Consider the following 17,378-nt stretch of genomic DNA (forward strand, 5'->3'; position numbering starts at 1 on the left):
AAAGGGAGCTGGATGGCTCCCTTTTTACCGCAGATCAACGCGGCGGATAGTTGCTCAGAATCCGCGTCACGGTTTCGCGAATCGCACTGCTGCGGTCTTCCGGGTTCGGCCGGCTGGCGAGCATCTGCTCGTCGCTGCCGCGCCACACCAGTTTGCCGTCCTTGCCGTCGAGCAGGTCGACCTGGATGGTCGCGACCTTGAAGGTGATGTTGCGCGTTTCGTTGTACATCGGCGCGCCCCAGTAGCCGTTCCACGGGCCACCCCAACCGCCGCCATAGTTGGTCGTCACTTGTTGCTGACGATCCTCGACGATCAGGTAGGTCTGCACATTCAAGTCCGCCTTGGCACCCGCAGGCGCCGGGCGCAAACCGCGCTGATCGAGTTGATCGGCCACCGCCTGGCGGATGCGTTGCTCGGTCAGGTCGCTCTTGATCCGCGGATCATCAGGGCGATATTGAAGGGCGGGATCTTTCCAGCTCCAGCTGCGATAGGCGGCGAAGTCGCGACTGGCATCGAAATCGTGATTGACCTGGTTCGCCGCGCAAGCGCTGAGCAGTGCGGCCATGGCGAGTAGAGCGAGACGGCGGAACATGATATTTCTCCAGTTGAAGACATGAACCTGCGGGCGTTGCGAATGCTGCGACGTTAACCTGGAGGATACGCCGCCAAGGCCTTTTCCACAGCCTCGCGGATCGCATCGCTGCGCTCGATCTGATTGCCGGTGGCGGCGGTTTCGGCGCTGGCACTCCATACAGGCTGACCGTTGCCGGCGTCGAACAGATCGACCTGAACCACCACAACCTGCTCTTGATACGTGCGCACGATCGGCACGCTGTTGTACATGCCGTAGCCGCGCCCGTAGCGATCGTAGCCGCCGTACCCACCGTAACCATAGTCGTCGCGGACCTGACGCAAGCGGGTTTCCATGCGCAGGCTGGCGCTGACCAGCACATCCGCCGGGCGGTTGTCGCGCAACGGGCGCAGACCGCGTTGATCCAGAGCATTGCTGACCGCTTCGGCAACTTGCGCCGAATCCGCCCACACCGTGCCCGGCGGCATCTGGCCGTCGAGCCAGGCCCAACTGCGGTAGCGCGCGTAATCGCGCGGCGGCGCCGGGTAGGCGCTGCGATCAAAGGTGGTGGCGGCTTGCGGCGGTGCCGGCGGCAACGGCCGCGATTGCGCCACGTAGGGGTTACTGGCCTGACAGGCGGCCAACCCCATACACATGAGCAACAACCCGGATTGAGCTTTCATGACGCGCTCCGATCAGATCGGCCGGCAGATCCAGTGCAGGTAGCGCCCAAGCCCGGCGAAGCTTGGGTGACGGCGGTGAGCAAGTTCCATCTCGAGTAAATCCGCAAGGTCGGCGCGGGCCTGGAATTCCACCGGCATGTAATCGTGAAAAACCCGCACGCCACTTTGGCTTTCGACCTGCCACAGACCGTCGAGTTGCGTCTCCAATTCCCGCGGGTCGAGCGGCTGCTGCGGGGTCAGGCTCTGCTTTTCGCCAGCCATGACGTTCTTGCGCATCTTTTTGAAATGGCCTTTGAGCAGGTTGCGGTAGATCAGCGCGTCGCGGTTATAAAAGGCCAGCGACAACCAGCCGCCGGGCCGGGTCAGCTTATGCAGCACCGGCAGAATGGCGTGGGGTTCGGCCAGCCATTCGAGCACGGCGTGGCAGATCACCAGATCGAACGGTTCGCTGAGCTGATCGGGCAGCGCTTGCCACGGTGCCTGAATGAAGGTGGCGCGCTGCCCGGCATCGGCGAACCGCTGACGGGCGCCTTCAAGCATCGGCTCAGCCGGTTCGGTAAACGTCACGTCGTGCCCGCGTTCGGCCAGCCACAGCGACATATGGCCGAGCCCGCCACCGATGTCGAGCACGCGCAACGGACGGTCTGGCAGCGCTTCGGCCAGATCGGCCTGCAACACCGCGAGGCGGATCGCGCCTTTGGCACCGCCGTAGATTTTTTCGGCGAAACGCGTCGCCAACTGATCGAAATGCCGGTCGCCCATCAGCTGAACCGCCGTTCGCTGTCGGCGAGTTTGGCGCGCACCACTTCATTCATGTCCAACCCCAGCTCGCTGCACAGCAACAACAGATACAGGACAATATCGCCGACTTCCTGTCCGGCGTGGGCAAGCTGGTCGGCGGGCAACTGGCGCGACTGGTCTTCGGTCAGCCACTGGAAAATTTCCACCAGCTCGGACATCTCGACGCTGGCAGCCATCGCCAGGTTCTTCGGGCTGTGAAATTGTCGCCAGTCATTGCGGTCGCGAATGGCGTGCAGGCGTTCGGTCAGTTCAACAAGGTTCATCGGGCTCTCCTGAAGGCGTATAGCTTCGGGGGGATAACGGCTGAAGGCAAGCGCGGCGCTCTTGATCTTTGTAGGAGTGAGCCTGCTCGCGATGGCGTCGTGTCATTGAAATTGATTTGCCTGACACGACGCCATCGCGAGCAGGCTCACTCCTACAGGATTGTGGTAAACCTTCTATGATGCAGGGAACTCGGCCACTGCCGTTGTGGCCCAAGGCTCAGCTCTTTCATCAGGACGCACACATGCAGGTAGAAAGCTTTTTCGAATGGCTCGGGCAGGTGCTCGGTTCGGTAATCCGCTTCATCGTCGATGGGCTCAGCGGCCTGTTCAACCTGTTGAGCAATGCCGGTGGCAACTTCGTCGAGGGACTCTCCCGCACGCTGGGGATGGACACTTCAATCATCAGCATCATCGCGCTGATCGTCGGCTTGATGCTGTTGTGGTCGGCGATTCGCGCGTTCATGAACGCGTCGATCATTGCCGGGATCATCTGGCTGTTGCTGGGGTTGTGGTTGCTCAGCTGGATTATTCATTGAAAACACAACACCTGCAGGAGCCAGCCTGCTGGCGATAGCGGTGAGTCAGTCGCCGATGCTTCGCCTGAACAGACGCCTTCGCTGGCAAGCCAGCTCCCACAGGTTTTGCGGTGGACGCAAGCTTCGGGGCCACACGCAAATCCAACGTGGGAGCCAGCCTGCTGGCGATAGCGGTGAGCAAGTCACCAATGATTCACCTGAACTGACGCCTTCGCGAGCAGGCTCGCTCCCACAGGGGATCGCATTTCAGGTCTCATGAATCGCTACAATCCCCGCTCCCCGAAGGAGCCTGCATGTCCACTCTGATTGCCGACTGGCGCGACCGCCTGACCCACCGCAAGGTCTGGGCGCTTGCCGCGCCGATGATCCTGTCCAATATTTCCGTGCCGCTGGTGGCGCTGGTCGACAGCACCGTCATCGGCCATTTGCCGCACGCTCATCAACTGGGCGCGGTGGCGGTGGGCGCCAGCCTTTATACGCTTCTGGCCTGGGCCATGGGCTTTCTGCGCATGGGCACCACCGGGTTTGCCGCGCAGGCTGCCGGGCGCAGCGATGGCGCGGCGTTGCGGCAGATCCTGTTGCAGGGGTTGCTGTTGGCGATGGGCCTGGCGCTGCTGCTTGGCACGTTGGGCGTGCCGTTGAGCGTGGTCGCGCTGCACTTCATGCAACCCTCTGCGGAACTGGAGCAACTCACTCGCGAGTTCTTCCATACGCGGCTGTTCGGCCTGCCCGCAGCGCTCGCCAGTTATGCGCTGGTCGGCTGGTTCCTCGGCACGCAGAACGCCCGGGCGCCGCTGGCGATTCTGCTGAGCACCAATCTGATCAACATTGTGCTTAATCTGTGGTTTGTCATGGGGCTGGACTGGGGCGTGGTCGGTTCGGCGCGAGCGTCGGTGATCGCTGAATGGAGCGGCGCCCTGCTCGGCCTGTTGCTGACGCGCAAGGGGCTGAGCGCGTATCCGGGGCACATCGTCTGGGCCGCATTTAACCGCTGGCAGAGCTGGCGCCCGTTGCTGGCAGTCAACCGCGACATTTTCATTCGCAGTCTGGCACTGCAATCGGTGTTTTTCATAATCACCGTGCAAGGCGCGCGACTGGGCGATGCGACCGTGGCGGCCAATGCGCTGCTGCTCAACGGCTTGCTGCTGACCGCTCATGCGCTCGACGGCCTCGCCCATGCCGTCGAAGCCTTGTGCGGCCACGCCATCGGCGCCCGCGACCGCCTCGCCCTGCGGCGTTCACTGGTGATCGCCGGGGGCTGGTCGCTGATCGCCAGCCTTGGTTTTGCTATGCTGTTTCTGCTCGGCGGGCACCTGTTCATCGAGATGCAGACCGACATTCAGAGCGTGCGCGACACCGCGTTCATCTACCTGCCGTACCTCGCCGTGCTGCCGCTGATTGCAGTGTGGAGCTATTTGCTCGACGGCTTGTTCATCGGTGCGACCCGTGCGCGGGAAATGCGCAACGGCATGCTGATTACCGTGGTGTTGCTCGTGCCGTTCGCCTGGGCGTTGCAGGGTCTGGGCAATCACGGGCTGTGGATATCTTTCCTGCTGTTCATGGTGCTGCGCAGCCTCACCCTCGGCGCGCAGGGCTGGTGGCTCAAGCGCAACGATGGCTGGTTCAACGGCGGCGTTCACTGAGTCGGGGTATGGCGGACAAAGCCGACCACCTGATCGAGCACCGGCGCCAGGCGCCGCAACGGCCGTGACAGGCTCGCGACCAAAGTGATGTGGTTGGGTCGCGCGTAATACAGATCCTGCGCCGGAACACCGGCGGCGCGCAGCTTGTCGGCGAGGCCGCCGGTGTTGCGCGTCGGATTGACCAGATCATCTTCACGGGCCGCAATCAGCAACGCAGGCGGCGCACCGCGACTGACGTGATTGATCGGCTGCGACTGCGGCGGTGAATCCGGCCAGAAGAACACCGGACGCACGGCAGGGTTCTTGATCGGCAGAAAATCATACGGCCCGGCCAGCCCGATCCAGCCGCGCAAGTCCGTGGGCGACAGACCGACCGCCGCCGGCCACTCGCCATCCAGCGCGAGCATCGCCGCGTTGTAGGCGCCCGAGCTATGGCCCATCAGATAGAGGTTTTGCGGGTTGCCGGAAAATTCTCTGATATGCGTACGCGTCCAGGCCACGGCCCGTGCACCGTCCTGCAGAAACAGTGGATAACGCACCTGTGGGTACAAACGGTAATCCGCCACCACCGCGACAATTCCCCGCGACGCCAGCGCTTCGCCGACAAAAGCGTAGTCGCGCCGCGAACCGCTGTTCCAGCTGCCGCCGTAGAAAAACACCACGACTGGCGCATCCGCCAGCGACGTATGCGGCACATATACATCGAGCTTCTGCCGCGGGTCGTCGCCATAAGCGATGCCTGCGGTTTTGCTGTAGGTGCTGTCCGGCGTCAGTGCATTGAGCACTTGCACCGGCGAACACGCGCACAGCGCGAGCAGCCACAGGCTGCCGAGCAACACGCCAAACCCTTGCCGCAATACACCTGCCATCTGCGCCGAACCTCGTCTCAGGGCTGATCGCCGCGCCACTGACGTCGCACATGGTCAAGCCGTTGTTGCTGGGTCAGCCCCACCGGCGGTGGCACCAGCACGGCACGCGGATGCAACAAGCGTAGCCACAACCAGCCATCGAGCACGCTGCGGTCGCTGAAGCCCAGCGCCAGGCCTTGCTGGACATGGGAGGCCATGGTGGCGTATTCGGTTCCCAGCGATTGGCTCCAGCGCCAGATGTGCTGTTCGAGCAGGCAGGTTTGCAGGCGCTCGCGCTGGCGCCGGGTCAGGCTTTCTTCGATGTTCAGTGGCTCGACGGCCAGCCCCGGGTTGCGCAACTGTTGCCAGCCCTGGCTGCCGATTGCCCGGTCGGCCCAGGTGCCGCCGAACCAGCGCAACTGGCGGATCGGCCCGAGCCAGCGGCTCAGTTCGGCAGCATCGCAGGCGTCGAAAAAATAGCTCGCGGTCTGCCGGTTGTAATAGCTGAGCAGAGCGCGATGGCTGAGGCCGAACGACACGGTGAGCATGCGCTGCAAATGGCCAAGCAGGTGTTGCGCCGACGCCTCGCTGGTGAGCAACAGACCGCGCCAGGTATCTGGGTCGCGGTGACACAATGCAGTCAGGGCCGGGGATTCGTTCAGATCGATCAGCAGCGGCCCGTGCGCACTGACCGGTTCGAACTCGGTGCCGTCGAACAGACTGAATCGGCGCACGGCGCTGAACGCCTGGCGCAACACCGGCAAGGCCTGCGGTGCGTCCAGACTGTCGAGCAACAGCCACTGCGTCCGGGGCTGGGCGCCCGTCATGTTGCGCCGCTCTGTTCAAGCGCCGTGACCAGCCGGCAACTGCATACCGCCTGCGCACAATGGCTGAAACTGCCGCCGCCGGGGATCAGGCACAGCAACAGCAATGGCTCAGCGCTCATCAGCAGTTGCAGCAGCCCATGACTTTCCAGGCTGTCGGGCAGCGGCGGTGGGTCAGCGTCATCCTCGACCGCGGCGAGTGATGGCTGCAGCACACCGCTGATCATTGGTTGATCCGGGTCGCCCTCGAAGAAACTCACCACCACTTCGACGCCATCGTCCAGCGCGGGCATGGACGACTGCGCCAGCGAGGGCGCCAGTGGCAGCCAACAGTGACTCGGCGCAGCGCCTTCGCCCTGATAGAGCCAATCGAACTGCACCGCCACCGGTCGCTGATGATCGGGCTGCGGCTCATCGACCGTCACCACCCAGGCCCGTTGCAGGCTGTGCATGCGCACGCGTGACGCGGTGCTGAGTGCTGGATTCGGCAACTGCACCGCACCGAATACGCGATTGGTGTAAGGCAGTTCGAGGGCAGGATCGGCGTGATGCTCAATGCGCGTCAGTAACCATTGGCGATTGCATTCGGCGAAGGGATGGCCGGCCAGACGCAGCCAATGCCCACTGCGCAACACGGCCAGGTCGCTATGACCCTCAGCGTGCTCTACGGTTTGCAGCCCTGACGGTCCCGACTGCAACGCCTTGTGCAACCGCCATTGGCGCAGTGCCGGCGCAGCGTCCTGCTTGTCGTCTTCACCTTGGTACCGCGGTGCATCGGCCAGTGGCATCTGCGCCGGGTCATCGGTGAACACCAGGCAATGCCGGTCGTGCTGGTGCTCGAAGTAATAGTGGATTTGCGCTTGCGCGCACAAACGCTGAAGCAGTTGCAGGTCCGATTCGCGGTATTGCGTGCAGAACGTGCGGACCGGGTAGTCGCCGCGCAGCTCGAAGCGGCGCTGGCTGCCGACGATGCCGTGTTCCCTGAGCACTTGTTCGAGGATCTGCGGCACCGAGCGGCCACTGAAGATGCGCTGACTCAGGCGCAGCGCCAGACAGGTGAGTTTCGGCCCCAGCCGGACCCGGCTCAAGCGCAGGCCGGGGTCGTGCTCATGCTGGACAAGGCTTTGCAATTGCCCGTGCACGCCCTCCCCCGACGGCCCGAAACAGAGGAAAGCCGAACGATGAAGCAGACCGGCGAGGTCAAGATGCGGATCATCGATCAGGACATCGATCTCGAATGCAAAGGCTTCGCTGAGGGCTTCGCTACCGGTAAAGGCCAGGACTTCGAAAGGGTCGGACAGGCCCGCTACATCGAGACGAAACGACGACTCGTTGACTGGATCGAACATGGGCGGATCTCTACAGGAGGGGCGGCCGGGGATTCTCGCCGAGAGCCATGGCCGAGTAGAGAGCTGAAGTACAACTTAGGAAATGACCTACGCGAAAAGCAGACCGGATGACTTTGCTGGCCTGGACCGGCAAGCATTTCGCGCAGATTTTGGGAGACATCCCACCGGATCATCCGAATTTTCCGCAGCTTGCGGGAAAGTTTCAGACAACCCGGCGTGATCGCCACCTGACCTCAGGAAGACAGGTAGGAGGAGCGGGTCAGGCCCAGACGCAAGGCATCGAGAAATTGCGTACGCTCGCTGGCGCTGATGCGCGCACTGGCGCACTTGTCGCGGTAGTGCGTCATCAGCTCTTCCGGCGACAAGTGCACGTAACGCAGCATGTCTTCGATGGTGTCGTGGGTCTCGATGCCGGCGTGGTACACGCTGCCATCGGCGTTCTGGTAGATGTTCACCGAATCGGTATCACCGAACAGGTTGTGCATGTCGCCGAGGATTTCCTGATAGGCGCCGACCAGGAACACGCCCAGCAGGTAATCTTCGCCTTCATTCAAGGCGTGCACCGGCAGACTGGTTTCGATGCTCTGCTCGTCGACGTACTGGTTGATCTTGCCGTCGGAGTCACAGGTCAGGTCCTGCAGCACCGCGCGGCGCAGCGGCTCTTCGTCGAGACGGTGCAGCGGGATGATCGGCAGCACCTGATCGATTGCCCAGGTGTCGGGCAGGCTCTGGAACACCGAGAAGTTGCAGATGTACTTGTCGGCCAGCTTATCGTTGAGTTCGTCGAGCACCTGACGGTGCGAACGCTGACGCGCTTTCAGCGAATTGTGCAAACGGCGGCACACGGCAAAGTAGCACTGCTCGGCCAGGGCTTTTTCCGCCAGGGTCAGCTTGCCATCGGCGTACTGCGCAGCGACGTCGCTCATGTAGTGAGTGGCGCGCCAGTAGGTTTCGGTGACCATCTCGATGTCGGTCGGGCCGAGCAGATCGACCAGCCACTGCACGGTTTCCGGCAGGCTGTCCTTGTTCTCGATCAGCGGGATTTCGTCGTTGTGCTTCTCGACGTCGGTCACCTGTACCACCAGCATCGCGTGGTGCGCGGTCAGCGAGCGGCCGCTTTCGGAGAAGATGTGCGGATGCGGCAGGCTCTGCGCGTCGCAGAACTCCTTGAGCATGCCGACCACGACACCGGCGTAATCGTCCATGTCGTAGTTGATCGAGCTGGCATTGCGCGAGTGGGTACCGTCGTAATCGACACCCAGACCACCGCCGACGTCGATGTGATCGACCGGCAGACCGAGGTTGCGCAACTCGCCGTAGTAACGGATCGCTTCCTTGAAGCCGTGCTGGTAGTCCGCCAGGTTGGCGATCTGCGAGCCCATGTGGAAGTGCAGCAGGCGAATGCCTTGATCCAGCCCGGCGCCACGGAAACGCTCGACCACCGACAGCAACTGTGCCGCAGAGAGACCGAACTTGGATTTCTCGCCACCGGTGTCCGCCCACTTCGAGGAGGCCAGCGATGACAGACGCACGCGCAGGCCGACCTGCGGCTTGACCTTGAGCGACGCGGCCTCTTCGATGACCAGGCCGACTTCGGATTCTTTCTCGATGACGATGAATACGTTGTGACCGAGCTTCTGGCCCATCAACGCGAGGCGGATGAATTCACGGTCCTTGTAACCGTTGCAGACGATGGTGCCGCCCTTCGGCGCCAGCGCCAGTACCGCCAGCAGTTCAGGCTTGGAGCCGGCTTCCAGACCGATGGAGACGTTCTGGGTGGCAATGATGTTCTCGATCACCGCTTCCTGCTGGTTGACCTTGATCGGGTACAGCGCGGTGTACTTGCTCTGGTATTCCAGGCGCTCGATGTTTGAATCGAAAGCGCCGGTCAACTGACGGACGCGGTCTTGCAGGATGTCGGGGAAACGTACCAGCAACGGCAAGGACAAACCGCTCTTGCGCAGTTGGTCGACTTGCTCGAACAGATCGATAGGCGAGCTGCTCGGGCCGTTCGGACGTACTTCGACGCGACCGGCTTCATTGATCGCGAAATACCCGGCCCCCCAATGGCGAATCCCGTAAACGCTGCGGCTGTCCGCAACTGTCCATTGGCTGCCATCGTCTTTACGTGTGCGTCGTACGGACATCGAAGTCCCCTATAAAGAAGTCATAGTGCGTCGCCTGTGTTCAGGCCGGCGCAGTCTAAAGAATGAAAATGACGGTTCGTCAGTGCGGCGGTAGACCGCACTGACTGCGTGGAGTTTAGAAACCGGTCATGAACAGGCTCTGTGAAAACCATGGCGACGATGTCGATCCTGCAACGTTGCAGAACCGGATCAAGCCGCCGGTGGGTTTCACAGAGGCTGCTAGCCGCCGGACTTCTTCGCCTTGAAACCGTGCTTGATCAGCTCCGCCAGAAGCAGCTCGACGTGATCGCCCTGGATTTCGATGACGCCGTCCTTCAGCGCCCCGCCGGTGCCACAACGTTTCTTCAACATTGTCGCCAGTTCCTTGAGCGCGTCTTCGGCCAGGGGCACGCCGGTGATGGTGGTCACCGTCTTGCCGCCACGTCCCTTGCTTTCGCGACGCACGCGAGCAATGCCGTCACCGGCCGGGATCACGGTTTGTTTGCAGATACAGGCGTCCACCGGTTGGCTGCAATCGGGGCAATGACGACCTGCGTCGGTAGAAAATACCAGGCCGCCCAGGGCGGCGAAGGATGCGGCTTTTTTGGCCACCGGCAATCCTCTCGGGAGGACAAAGACTGATCGCGACCTTGGGCAAGGTCAGCGACCGCGAAGCCCCACTCAGGCAGGGGCAGCGCTACTGCAGCGAACGCTTATGCAAACGACTCGGCACAGCTTGAAAAGGTCGCGCAGTGTAACGACAAAAAACGCGATTGCTAAGTGCCAATCGGCGCCAATTCATGTGTTCTTTGCGACGTCGCTTTGCTGCGCCTTGAGATAGCGCTTCAGAGCGGCCAAAGAGTCCGGGCAATAAGGCTTCCGCTCGATTTCCTGCATGACTTGCTCGACAGGAATGAACCGCGCTTCGAGGACTTCTTCCGGCTGCAGTTTCAGCGGACCGTCCCAGATAGCGGAAAACGCCGAACACCATAGACGGTTGCCGGTGTCTTCGAAGTAAAAATGATCGTGAGCGGTGAGTTCGACGCCACTCACGCCCAATTCCTCTTCCAGCTCGCGCGCCGCCGACTCGGCATAGCTTTCATCGGCCTGGACCATGCCGCCCGCAGCCACGTCCCAATATCCGGGATAGATCGCCTTGCTCAACGTGCGCCGGTGCACGCACAGCTCACCGGCGGAATTGAACAGCATGATGTAGGTGCCACGGCCGATCAGCCCGCGCTCGCGCAAATCGGAGCGCACCAGGGCGCCGAGCAGGTTGTCGTGCTCGTCGACCCAGGCGATCTGTTCAGCATCGGAAGCGGCGCGATGGGCTGCCTCCCTGGCGTTGTGGCTCATTGATCAGCCCTGATTGAGCAGTTGACGCAAATCGATCACCGCGGCGTTGGCCCGGGAAATATAGTTCGCCATGACCAGCGAGTGGTTGGCCAGCACGCCGAAGCCGCTGCCATTGAGAATCATAGGACTCCATACCGGTTCCTGCGAGGCTTCCAGCTCGCGAATGATCTGACGCACGCTGACCGTCGCATTCTTCTTCGCCAGCACATCGGCAAAATCGACCTCGATCGCGCGCAGCAAGTGCGACAGCGCCCAGGCCTGACCGCGCGCTTCGTAGAACACGTTGTCGATCTGCATCCACGGTGTCTCGACGACTTCCTCGTCGACCTGCGGCACTTCACCCACGGCGGGCACTTCGGTTTTCAGCGCGGTATTGAGTTTGACCCGGCCGACACTGGCCGACAGCCGTTGCGACAGCGAACCGAGACGGGTGCCGACATCGCCCAGCCAGTTATTGAGGTTGTCGGCACGCGCGTAGAACAACGCGTTTTTCTGATTCGGGTCCGACAGGCGCGACTGGTAACGGCTCAGGGAATTGATGCCTTCCTGGTATTCCGACTCGCTGGACGGCAGCACCCAGCTTTTATTGTCGAAGTTGAAGCGCGGTTCGGCCTTGGCCAGATCGGCGTCTTCGGCCGACTGCGATTGCGAACGGGCAAAATCCTTGCGCAGGGCTCGGGTCAGGTCACGCACCTGCACCAGCACGCCGTATTCCCAGCTTGGCGTGTTGTCCATCCACAGGCCCGGCGGGAAGCGGTCGTTGGAAATGTAGCCGCCCGGCTTGTCGAGCAAGGTGCCGGCGACGGTCTTCAGGGTTTCCACCGTGGTGTAGCCGACGACCATTTGCTTGCCTTCTTTCTCGGCCGCGACCTGGGCGTTTTGCGCCACCGGAAACAGCGCCGGCTCCTGGCTCCAGTACCAGCCAAGGCCAATGGTCACCAGCAGATAAAGGCCGACCAGTGTGGCCAGCGCGCGGCTGAACAACAGCCCGCCGACGTAGCTGCGGGTGGCCGACTTGGGGTCGGCGGCACGTTCAGGCGCACTGCCCGCGCGGTTTTTCCAGTCCAGCATGGCGATATCCTTTCAATCACTTGGGTTCAACGGTTCGACCACAACCATACAACAACGTGCCTTGGCCGGGCACGCGCCGGTTGCGATAAGCCGCAAATGGTACGGCCGAGTGACGCTTCAACCGGGACTAGGGGAATCCCCTAGCTCGCCGCTCATCTGCCCATTGATGCAGGACTTTGAAAATACACACGAAGGCACTAGAACAATGCGGGCAGCCATGGAGACGATACAGCGCCGAATCAGCAATACTCCCGATTCATGGGCGCTTCAGCGACAATTACGGCCGCAATAGAACCACCCGGTCAGAAACTGAATTGTGTCGCACATCAGATTATTGACGTACGACACTCGTCTAAGGGAAAAGAGGTGCTAGCATAGAGCCACCAGTCGATCTCAGCATGCAGCCTAACTAGTAGTCAGGATATGACCGAGCCAGAAGACCCCAGCCGTGAGCGTCTCAAGCACCACTTTGCCCAGCGGGTAATTCATCAGGCGCGTCAGATTCTCGAGATATGGCAGCGCCTGCAGCGCAGCGAATGGTCAACCGTCGACCTCGCCGAACTGAGCGAGGCCAACCTGCGCCTGCTGCGTTTTGCCGAGCGTTTCGAACAGCCTGAGCACACGCAACTGGCGCGGCATATCAGCCAGTCGCTGGAAGCGGTGGACGCCAATCGCGGGCGCCTCAGCAGCGGGCTGATCACCGACCTCAACCGGTTGATGCAGCGGCTGTCACGCACCGGCCTGCGCCACGGCGATCAGCTCGAGCAGACCTTTCTGCCGCCGCTGCGCAAACCGATTTACGTGTTGTTGCAGGATCACGACCGCGCTGAAAGATTGGCCAAACAACTGGAATTCTTCGGCCTGAGCGCGCAGGCGCTGGACAGTGTGTCGGCGTTTCGCTCATCGATGGTTGAGCGCCTGCCAGCAGCGATTGTCATGGACGTGGATTTCAGCGGGCCCGGCATCGGCCTGAAACTGGCCGCTGAAGCCCAGGTCGGTCTCGACGAGCCGTTGCCGCTGCTGTTTTTCAGCCTGCATGAAACCGACACCCCGACCCGCCTCGCCGCCGTGCGCGCCGGCGGCCAGGAATTTCTCACCGGCACCCTCGAAGCGTCGAGCCTGCTGGAAAAAATCGAAGTGCTCACCTGCGTCGCGCAGTACGAGCCTTACAAAGTACTGATCATCGACGATTCGCGCGCCCAGGCCTTGCACACCGAGCGCCTGCTCAACAGTGCCGGGATCGTCACCCGCACCTTGATCGAGCCGATCCAGGCGATGGCCGAACTGGCGGATTTTCAACCCGACCTGATCATCCTCGACATGTACATGCCGGCCTGCACCGGCACCGAACTGGCCAAGGTGATTCGCCACAATGATCGCTATGTCAGCGTGCCGATCATTTATCTGTCGGCCGAAGACGATCTGGACAAGCAGCTCGACGCCATGAGCGAGGGCGGCGATGACTTCCTGACCAAGCCGATCAAGCCACGCCACCTGATTACCACGGTGCGCAACCGGGCCGCCCGTGCGCGTAATCTGAAAGCGCGGATGGTGCGCGACAGCCTCACCGGCCTGTACAACCACACGCACATCCTGCAATTGCTTGAGGACTGCTCGTTCCGCGCCCGCCGTGAGAACAAGCCGCTGAGTTTTGCCATGCTCGACATCGACCACTTCAAACGGGTCAACGACAGCCACGGCCACCCGATGGGCGACCGGGTGATCAAGAGCCTGGCGCTGTTTCTCAAGCAGCGCCTGCGCAAGACCGATTTCATCGGCCGTTACGGCGGTGAAGAGTTCGCCATCGTCATGCCCGACACCGACATCGAAGCCGCACACAATGTGCTCGATGAGATCCGCCAGCGCTTCGCCGAAATCCACTATCCGGCGCAGCCGCAGGACTTGTGGTGCACCTTCAGCGCCGGCGTGGTGGAAATGCACGACGATTGCGACAGCCTGATGATGGCCAGTCAGGCCGACGAAGCGCTGTACCGCGCCAAGGGTGCCGGACGCAATCGGGTACAGACCGCGCGGCACTCAAAGCAAAGTGCCACTTTTTTATCGGAATCCACTGATTCGGTCATAACCCTGTAACAGAACCGCAATAAATTCAGGCGCTTACCATTTCTGCCGTTGGTAGCCGTCATGCGCCTGAAGTTGCTCACCAATCTCAATACGCTGCTGCTGGTCGCCGTGTGCCTGGCACTCGGCGCCACGCTGTGGTGGTCGCAAAAAGCCCTCGAACGCCCCTATCTGCTGATGGAGCGTTATCTGGGCCTGTCCCAGCAGTTTCAGAACGAGGTCGCGCGCAACGTCGAGGACTACCTCGCCAGCGGCGACGCCCTGCGTTTGAGCAGCGCCAGCCAGGCCATCGACGACTTGCAAACGCAACTGACAGAATTACCGACGACCCTGGCCGAGTCGCTGCGCCCGAGCCTGTCCGGGCTGGCCGAGTTCAGCAAGACCGACCTGCTCGCCGCCGGCAAACTGGCCGGTGATCCGCAGGCTTTGCTACTGCAAGCCGAGCGCGAATTGAGCGCCAGCCTCGAACAACTGAGCACGTACGCCGGCGGCAACGCGAGCTATCTGACGCCGCTGCTGGTGGCGTCGCAGCATCTTGGCAAGCTTTCGCTGGCACGGGACAAACTGGTCAGCAGCGGACGCAGCGAACTGGCCGCCGATGTCGAGCGCGAAGTCAGCAACATCCGCGCCCAGGCACAAGCGATCGATGCCCTGCCGTTGCTCGGCGTGGTCAGTCAGAGCGCCTCCGGCAGCGACGACTTCGCCGCCATGATGGGTATCGAGAACAGTGAAAAAACCATTGCCGAAGACGCTGGCGTCGGCCTCAGGCGCGAACTCAACAGCTTGCTCGGGCGTTATCCGGCGGAGCTTGAGCGCACCCGTGAGCAAATCCAGAAGCGCACGGACTTGAGTGTCGCGACCCATCAGAAAATCGCTGCGGTGCAACAAGCCATCGCTGCTCTGGAACCGGCCGTGCGCGCCCAGCACGGCCAGATCCAGGGCGAAGTGCGCTTGATGCAAGGGGTGATGATCGGCCTGATTCTGCTGATCGCGCTGCTGATCGACACCCTGCAGCGCCGCCTGGCGCGCACCCTGACCAATCTCGCCCCCGCGCTGTCGACCTGGGCAGAGGGCGATTTCAGCAGTGACATCCACCTGGGTAAGACCAATCGCGAACTGCATGACATTGAAGCCTCGCTCAACCGCTTGCGTGCCTATCTGGTGGATCTGGTCGGAACCATTCGTGGCAACGCCGAGCAAGTCGCCGGCAGCAGCCGCACCTTGGCCGAATTGAGCAATGACCTGCACAGCGGTGCCGAACATCAGGCCGGCGACACCGCACTGATCCGTGATTCGCTGGGCGAACTGGAGGCGACCATTCAACAGGTCGCCGGCGATGCGCAGCAGGCCGCCGATGCCAGTCGACACGCCGGCCTGGCGGTGGAACATGGTCAGACGGTGATCGGCCAGAGCCTCACCGGTCTGCATGCGTTGGTCGGTGAAGTACAGGGCAACGCGCAAATGATCGAACACCTGGCCGAGGAGTCGGCCACTATCGGTGGCGTGCTGACGGTGATTCGCTCGATTGCCGACCAGACCAACCTCCTCGCCTTGAACGCGGCGATTGAAGCGGCGCGCGCAGGGGAAATGGGTCGCGGTTTCGCCGTGGTCGCTGAAGAAGTTCGCTCGCTGGCGCAACGCACGGCTGGCGCCACGGCCGAGATCCAGACGCTGATTGCCGGTCTGCAAACTGCCGCCCGGCAATCGGTCGAAGGCATGCGTGCGCAGGTCGAACATGCCGAGGCCACGGCCAATCAGGCACAAGCGGCGGACGGCGCACTGGACAAGATTGTCGGCGCGATCCAGACCATTGCCGACACGGCGATCCGCATTGCCGACGTGACCGCACAGCAGAGCGGCGCAGTCAGCGAAATCCGCGATCACAGCGAGCGTATTCATCAGTTGGGCGGGGATAATCTGCTGCGCATCGGTCGCGGTCGCGAACAAGGCGAGAACTTGCTGGCACTGGGCGGACAACTGCATACAGCCGTTCAGGCCTTTCGCGTCTGATAGACCGCTATCGCGAGCAGACTCGCTCCTACAGTAGAAACACAACCCCCCTGTGGGAGCGAGCCTGCTCGCGAAGACGTCAGCCCAGGCGCCACAAATGACCGGATCGGAGCACTTGGTCACATACTTCGCGCAAACATCGGCCATCGTGCTGGCTATTGCATGGAACTGGACAGTCACAAAGGCTTTGCGGCATAGTCGCCGGGTTCTGACGATTGCTCATTCATGACAAGGACTCCGCAGATGGCGACCCTACTGGTGCTGCACGGCCCCAACCTGAACCTGCTCGGCACCCGCGAACCCGGCACTTACGGTTCGACGACGCTGGCGCAGATCAACCAGGATCTGGAGCGCCGCGCCCGAGAAGCCGGCCATCATCTGCTGTATCTGCAAAGCAACGCCGAGTACGAATTGATCGAGCGCATCCACGCTGCCCGCGGCGAAGGCGTCGATTTCATTCTGATCAATCCGGCGGCTTTTACGCACACAAGTGTCGCATTACGTGACGCGCTGCTGGGAGTGAGCATCCCATTCATCGAAGTGCATTTGTCCAACGTGCACAAACGCGAACCTTTCCGCCATCACTCCTACTTCTCCGACGTAGCGGTGGGAGTGATCTGCGGCCTTGGCGCCAGCGGTTACCGACTGGCCCTGGAGGCCGCACTAGAACAGCTTGAAACACAGGCAACGACTTGAACAACAAGCGTTAAACGCCCCTGACCGACCCTTGGGAGTTGATGATTCATGGATATCCGTAAAGTTAAGAAACTGATCGAATTGCTGGAAGAGTCCGGCATCGACGAGCTCGAGATCAAGGAAGGCGAAGAGTCCGTACGCATCAGCCGTCACAGCAAGACCCCGGCTCAGCAATATTACGCGCCGGCCCCGATGCAGGCTCCGGCTGCCGCACCTGCCGCCGCGCCAGTCGCTGCTGCCGCCCCGGCTGCCGCTGCTGCTCCAGCGCTGAACGGCACCGTTGCCCGTTCGCCGATGGTCGGCACGTTCTATCGTAAATCTTCGCCAGCCTCGCCAGCCTTCGTTGAAGTCGGCCAGACCGTGAAGAAAGGCGACACCCTGTGCATCGTCGAAGCCATGAAGATGATGAACCACATCGAAGCTGAAACCAGCGGTGTGATCGAGTCCATCCTCGTCGAAGACGGCCAGCCGGTTGAGTACGACCAACCGCTGTTCACCATCGTTTGAACTGCGGAGAGC

At 61.9% G+C, this 17,378-nt stretch carries 17 protein-coding genes; 6 read left to right on the plus strand and 11 right to left on the minus strand.

The genetic code is table 11. The features are described from left to right. Positions 1-34: 34 nt before the first annotated feature. From J3P75_RS24465 to J3P75_RS24480, 4 genes are read right to left on the minus strand one after another with little or no spacing between them, the layout of a single operon-like run. The gene (locus J3P75_RS24465; protein ID WP_434708487.1) at positions 35-592 is read right to left on the minus strand and encodes a DUF4136 domain-containing protein; all 558 of its coding nucleotides are present in this window, start codon (positions 590-592) and stop codon (positions 35-37) included. A 53-nt stretch (positions 593-645) separates the two neighbouring features. Continuing rightward, a complete protein-coding gene (locus J3P75_RS24470; protein ID WP_434708488.1) occupies positions 646-1,254 on the minus strand; it encodes a DUF4136 domain-containing protein in 609 nt (202 codons plus the stop codon). 12 nt (positions 1,255-1,266) lie between these two features. Beyond that, on the minus strand, positions 1,267-2,016 hold the full coding sequence (locus J3P75_RS24475) for a methyltransferase (RefSeq protein WP_434708489.1): 750 nt from the start codon (positions 2,014-2,016) through the stop codon (positions 1,267-1,269). Then, a complete protein-coding gene (locus J3P75_RS24480; RefSeq protein ID WP_203420596.1) occupies positions 2,016-2,318 on the minus strand; it encodes a MazG-like family protein in 303 nt (100 codons plus the stop codon). The genes J3P75_RS24475 and J3P75_RS24480 overlap by 1 nt, the downstream gene beginning before the upstream one ends. Before the next feature lie 242 nt (positions 2,319-2,560). On the opposite strand from J3P75_RS24480, the gene J3P75_RS24485 reads away from it, so the two are divergent. Together J3P75_RS24485 and J3P75_RS24490 are read left to right on the plus strand one after the other, a co-directional pair. Next, complete coding sequence (locus J3P75_RS24485) at positions 2,561-2,854, plus strand: hypothetical protein (RefSeq protein WP_093105111.1); 294 nt, start codon at positions 2,561-2,563, stop codon at positions 2,852-2,854. A gap of 293 nt (positions 2,855-3,147) precedes the next feature. After that, positions 3,148-4,497, plus strand: coding sequence for an MATE family efflux transporter (locus J3P75_RS24490; protein WP_434708490.1), 1,350 nt, complete (start codon positions 3,148-3,150; stop codon positions 4,495-4,497). Here the strand turns inward: J3P75_RS24490 and J3P75_RS24495 are convergent. The 7 genes from J3P75_RS24495 to J3P75_RS24525 form a co-directional block, all read right to left on the minus strand. Then, positions 4,491-5,366: an alpha/beta hydrolase gene (locus J3P75_RS24495; protein ID WP_434708491.1), complete on the minus strand. Its 876-nt coding sequence runs from the start codon at positions 5,364-5,366 to the stop codon at positions 4,491-4,493. The genes J3P75_RS24490 and J3P75_RS24495 overlap by 7 nt on opposite strands. A 17-nt stretch (positions 5,367-5,383) precedes the next feature. Then, on the minus strand, positions 5,384-6,172 hold the full coding sequence (locus tag J3P75_RS24500; protein WP_434708492.1) for a DUF4123 domain-containing protein: 789 nt from the start codon (positions 6,170-6,172) through the stop codon (positions 5,384-5,386). Beyond that, positions 6,169-7,518: a type VI secretion system Vgr family protein gene (locus J3P75_RS24505; RefSeq protein WP_434708493.1), complete on the minus strand. Its 1,350-nt coding sequence runs from the start codon at positions 7,516-7,518 to the stop codon at positions 6,169-6,171. Before J3P75_RS24505 ends, J3P75_RS24500 begins: the two co-directional genes overlap by 4 nt. Before the next feature lie 233 nt (positions 7,519-7,751). Further along, the gene (gene speA / locus J3P75_RS24510; RefSeq protein WP_434708494.1) at positions 7,752-9,665 is read right to left on the minus strand and encodes an arginine decarboxylase; all 1,914 of its coding nucleotides are present in this window, start codon (positions 9,663-9,665) and stop codon (positions 7,752-7,754) included. Positions 9,666-9,884: 219 nt separating this feature from the next. Then, positions 9,885-10,256: a translation initiation factor Sui1 gene (locus J3P75_RS24515; RefSeq protein WP_434708495.1), complete on the minus strand. Its 372-nt coding sequence runs from the start codon at positions 10,254-10,256 to the stop codon at positions 9,885-9,887. Between the two features lie 186 nt (positions 10,257-10,442). Continuing rightward, entirely contained in the window at positions 10,443-11,000 is a 558-nt protein-coding gene (locus J3P75_RS24520; protein WP_434708496.1) for an NUDIX hydrolase, read from the minus strand. A gap of 3 nt (positions 11,001-11,003) precedes the next feature. Continuing rightward, a complete protein-coding gene (locus J3P75_RS24525; RefSeq protein ID WP_434708497.1) occupies positions 11,004-12,071 on the minus strand; it encodes a DUF2333 family protein in 1,068 nt (355 codons plus the stop codon). A 423-nt stretch (positions 12,072-12,494) separates the two neighbouring features. Here J3P75_RS24525 and gcbA point away from each other — a divergent pair, with 423 nt between their 5' ends. From gcbA to accB, 4 genes are all read left to right on the plus strand, one after another. Beyond that, a complete protein-coding gene (gene gcbA, locus J3P75_RS24530) occupies positions 12,495-14,165 on the plus strand; it encodes a diguanylate cyclase GcbA (protein ID WP_434708498.1) in 1,671 nt (556 codons plus the stop codon). A 954-nt stretch (positions 14,166-15,119) separates the two neighbouring features. Beyond that, positions 15,120-16,163, plus strand: coding sequence for a methyl-accepting chemotaxis protein (locus J3P75_RS24535; protein ID WP_434711367.1), 1,044 nt, complete (start codon positions 15,120-15,122; stop codon positions 16,161-16,163). Positions 16,164-16,406: 243 nt separating this feature from the next. Beyond that, positions 16,407-16,859, plus strand: coding sequence for a type II 3-dehydroquinate dehydratase (gene aroQ, locus J3P75_RS24540; protein ID WP_090281057.1), 453 nt, complete (start codon positions 16,407-16,409; stop codon positions 16,857-16,859). 48 nt (positions 16,860-16,907) lie between these two features. Next, the gene (gene accB / locus J3P75_RS24545; RefSeq protein WP_203420580.1) at positions 16,908-17,366 is read left to right on the plus strand and encodes an acetyl-CoA carboxylase biotin carboxyl carrier protein; all 459 of its coding nucleotides are present in this window, start codon (positions 16,908-16,910) and stop codon (positions 17,364-17,366) included. Positions 17,367-17,378 lie beyond the last annotated feature (12 nt).

Source organism: Pseudomonas sp. R1-1, from assembly GCF_051132135.1.
GTDB lineage: Bacteria > Pseudomonadota > Gammaproteobacteria > Pseudomonadales > Pseudomonadaceae > Aquipseudomonas.

Bases quoted from the DNA above. Each gene is read 5' to 3' on its own strand.
- J3P75_RS24470 (WP_434708488.1), bottom strand. From the start codon at position 1,254: ATGAAAGCTCAATCCGGGTTGTTGCTCATGTGTATGGGGTTGGCCGCC.
- J3P75_RS24480 (WP_203420596.1), bottom strand. From the start codon at position 2,318: ATGAACCTTGTTGAACTGACCGAACGCCTGCACGCCATTCGCGACCGC.
- J3P75_RS24465 (WP_434708487.1), bottom strand. From the start codon at position 592: ATGTTCCGCCGTCTCGCTCTACTCGCCATGGCCGCACTGCTCAGCGCT.
- speA (WP_434708494.1), bottom strand. From the start codon at position 9,665: ATGTCCGTACGACGCACACGTAAAGACGATGGCAGCCAATGGACAGTT.
- gcbA (WP_434708498.1), top strand. From the start codon at position 12,495: ATGACCGAGCCAGAAGACCCCAGCCGTGAGCGTCTCAAGCACCACTTT.
- J3P75_RS24475 (WP_434708489.1), bottom strand. From the start codon at position 2,016: ATGGGCGACCGGCATTTCGATCAGTTGGCGACGCGTTTCGCCGAAAAA.
- J3P75_RS24485 (WP_093105111.1), top strand. From the start codon at position 2,561: ATGCAGGTAGAAAGCTTTTTCGAATGGCTCGGGCAGGTGCTCGGTTCG.
- accB (WP_203420580.1), top strand. From the start codon at position 16,908: ATGGATATCCGTAAAGTTAAGAAACTGATCGAATTGCTGGAAGAGTCC.
- J3P75_RS24500 (WP_434708492.1), bottom strand. From the start codon at position 6,172: ATGACGGGCGCCCAGCCCCGGACGCAGTGGCTGTTGCTCGACAGTCTG.
- J3P75_RS24495 (WP_434708491.1), bottom strand. From the start codon at position 5,366: ATGGCAGGTGTATTGCGGCAAGGGTTTGGCGTGTTGCTCGGCAGCCTG.
- J3P75_RS24525 (WP_434708497.1), bottom strand. From the start codon at position 12,071: ATGCTGGACTGGAAAAACCGCGCGGGCAGTGCGCCTGAACGTGCCGCC.
- aroQ (WP_090281057.1), top strand. From the start codon at position 16,407: ATGGCGACCCTACTGGTGCTGCACGGCCCCAACCTGAACCTGCTCGGC.
- J3P75_RS24520 (WP_434708496.1), bottom strand. From the start codon at position 11,000: ATGAGCCACAACGCCAGGGAGGCAGCCCATCGCGCCGCTTCCGATGCT.
- J3P75_RS24535 (WP_434711367.1), top strand. From the start codon at position 15,120: ATGATCGGCCTGATTCTGCTGATCGCGCTGCTGATCGACACCCTGCAG.
- J3P75_RS24505 (WP_434708493.1), bottom strand. From the start codon at position 7,518: ATGTTCGATCCAGTCAACGAGTCGTCGTTTCGTCTCGATGTAGCGGGC.
- J3P75_RS24490 (WP_434708490.1), top strand. From the start codon at position 3,148: ATGTCCACTCTGATTGCCGACTGGCGCGACCGCCTGACCCACCGCAAG.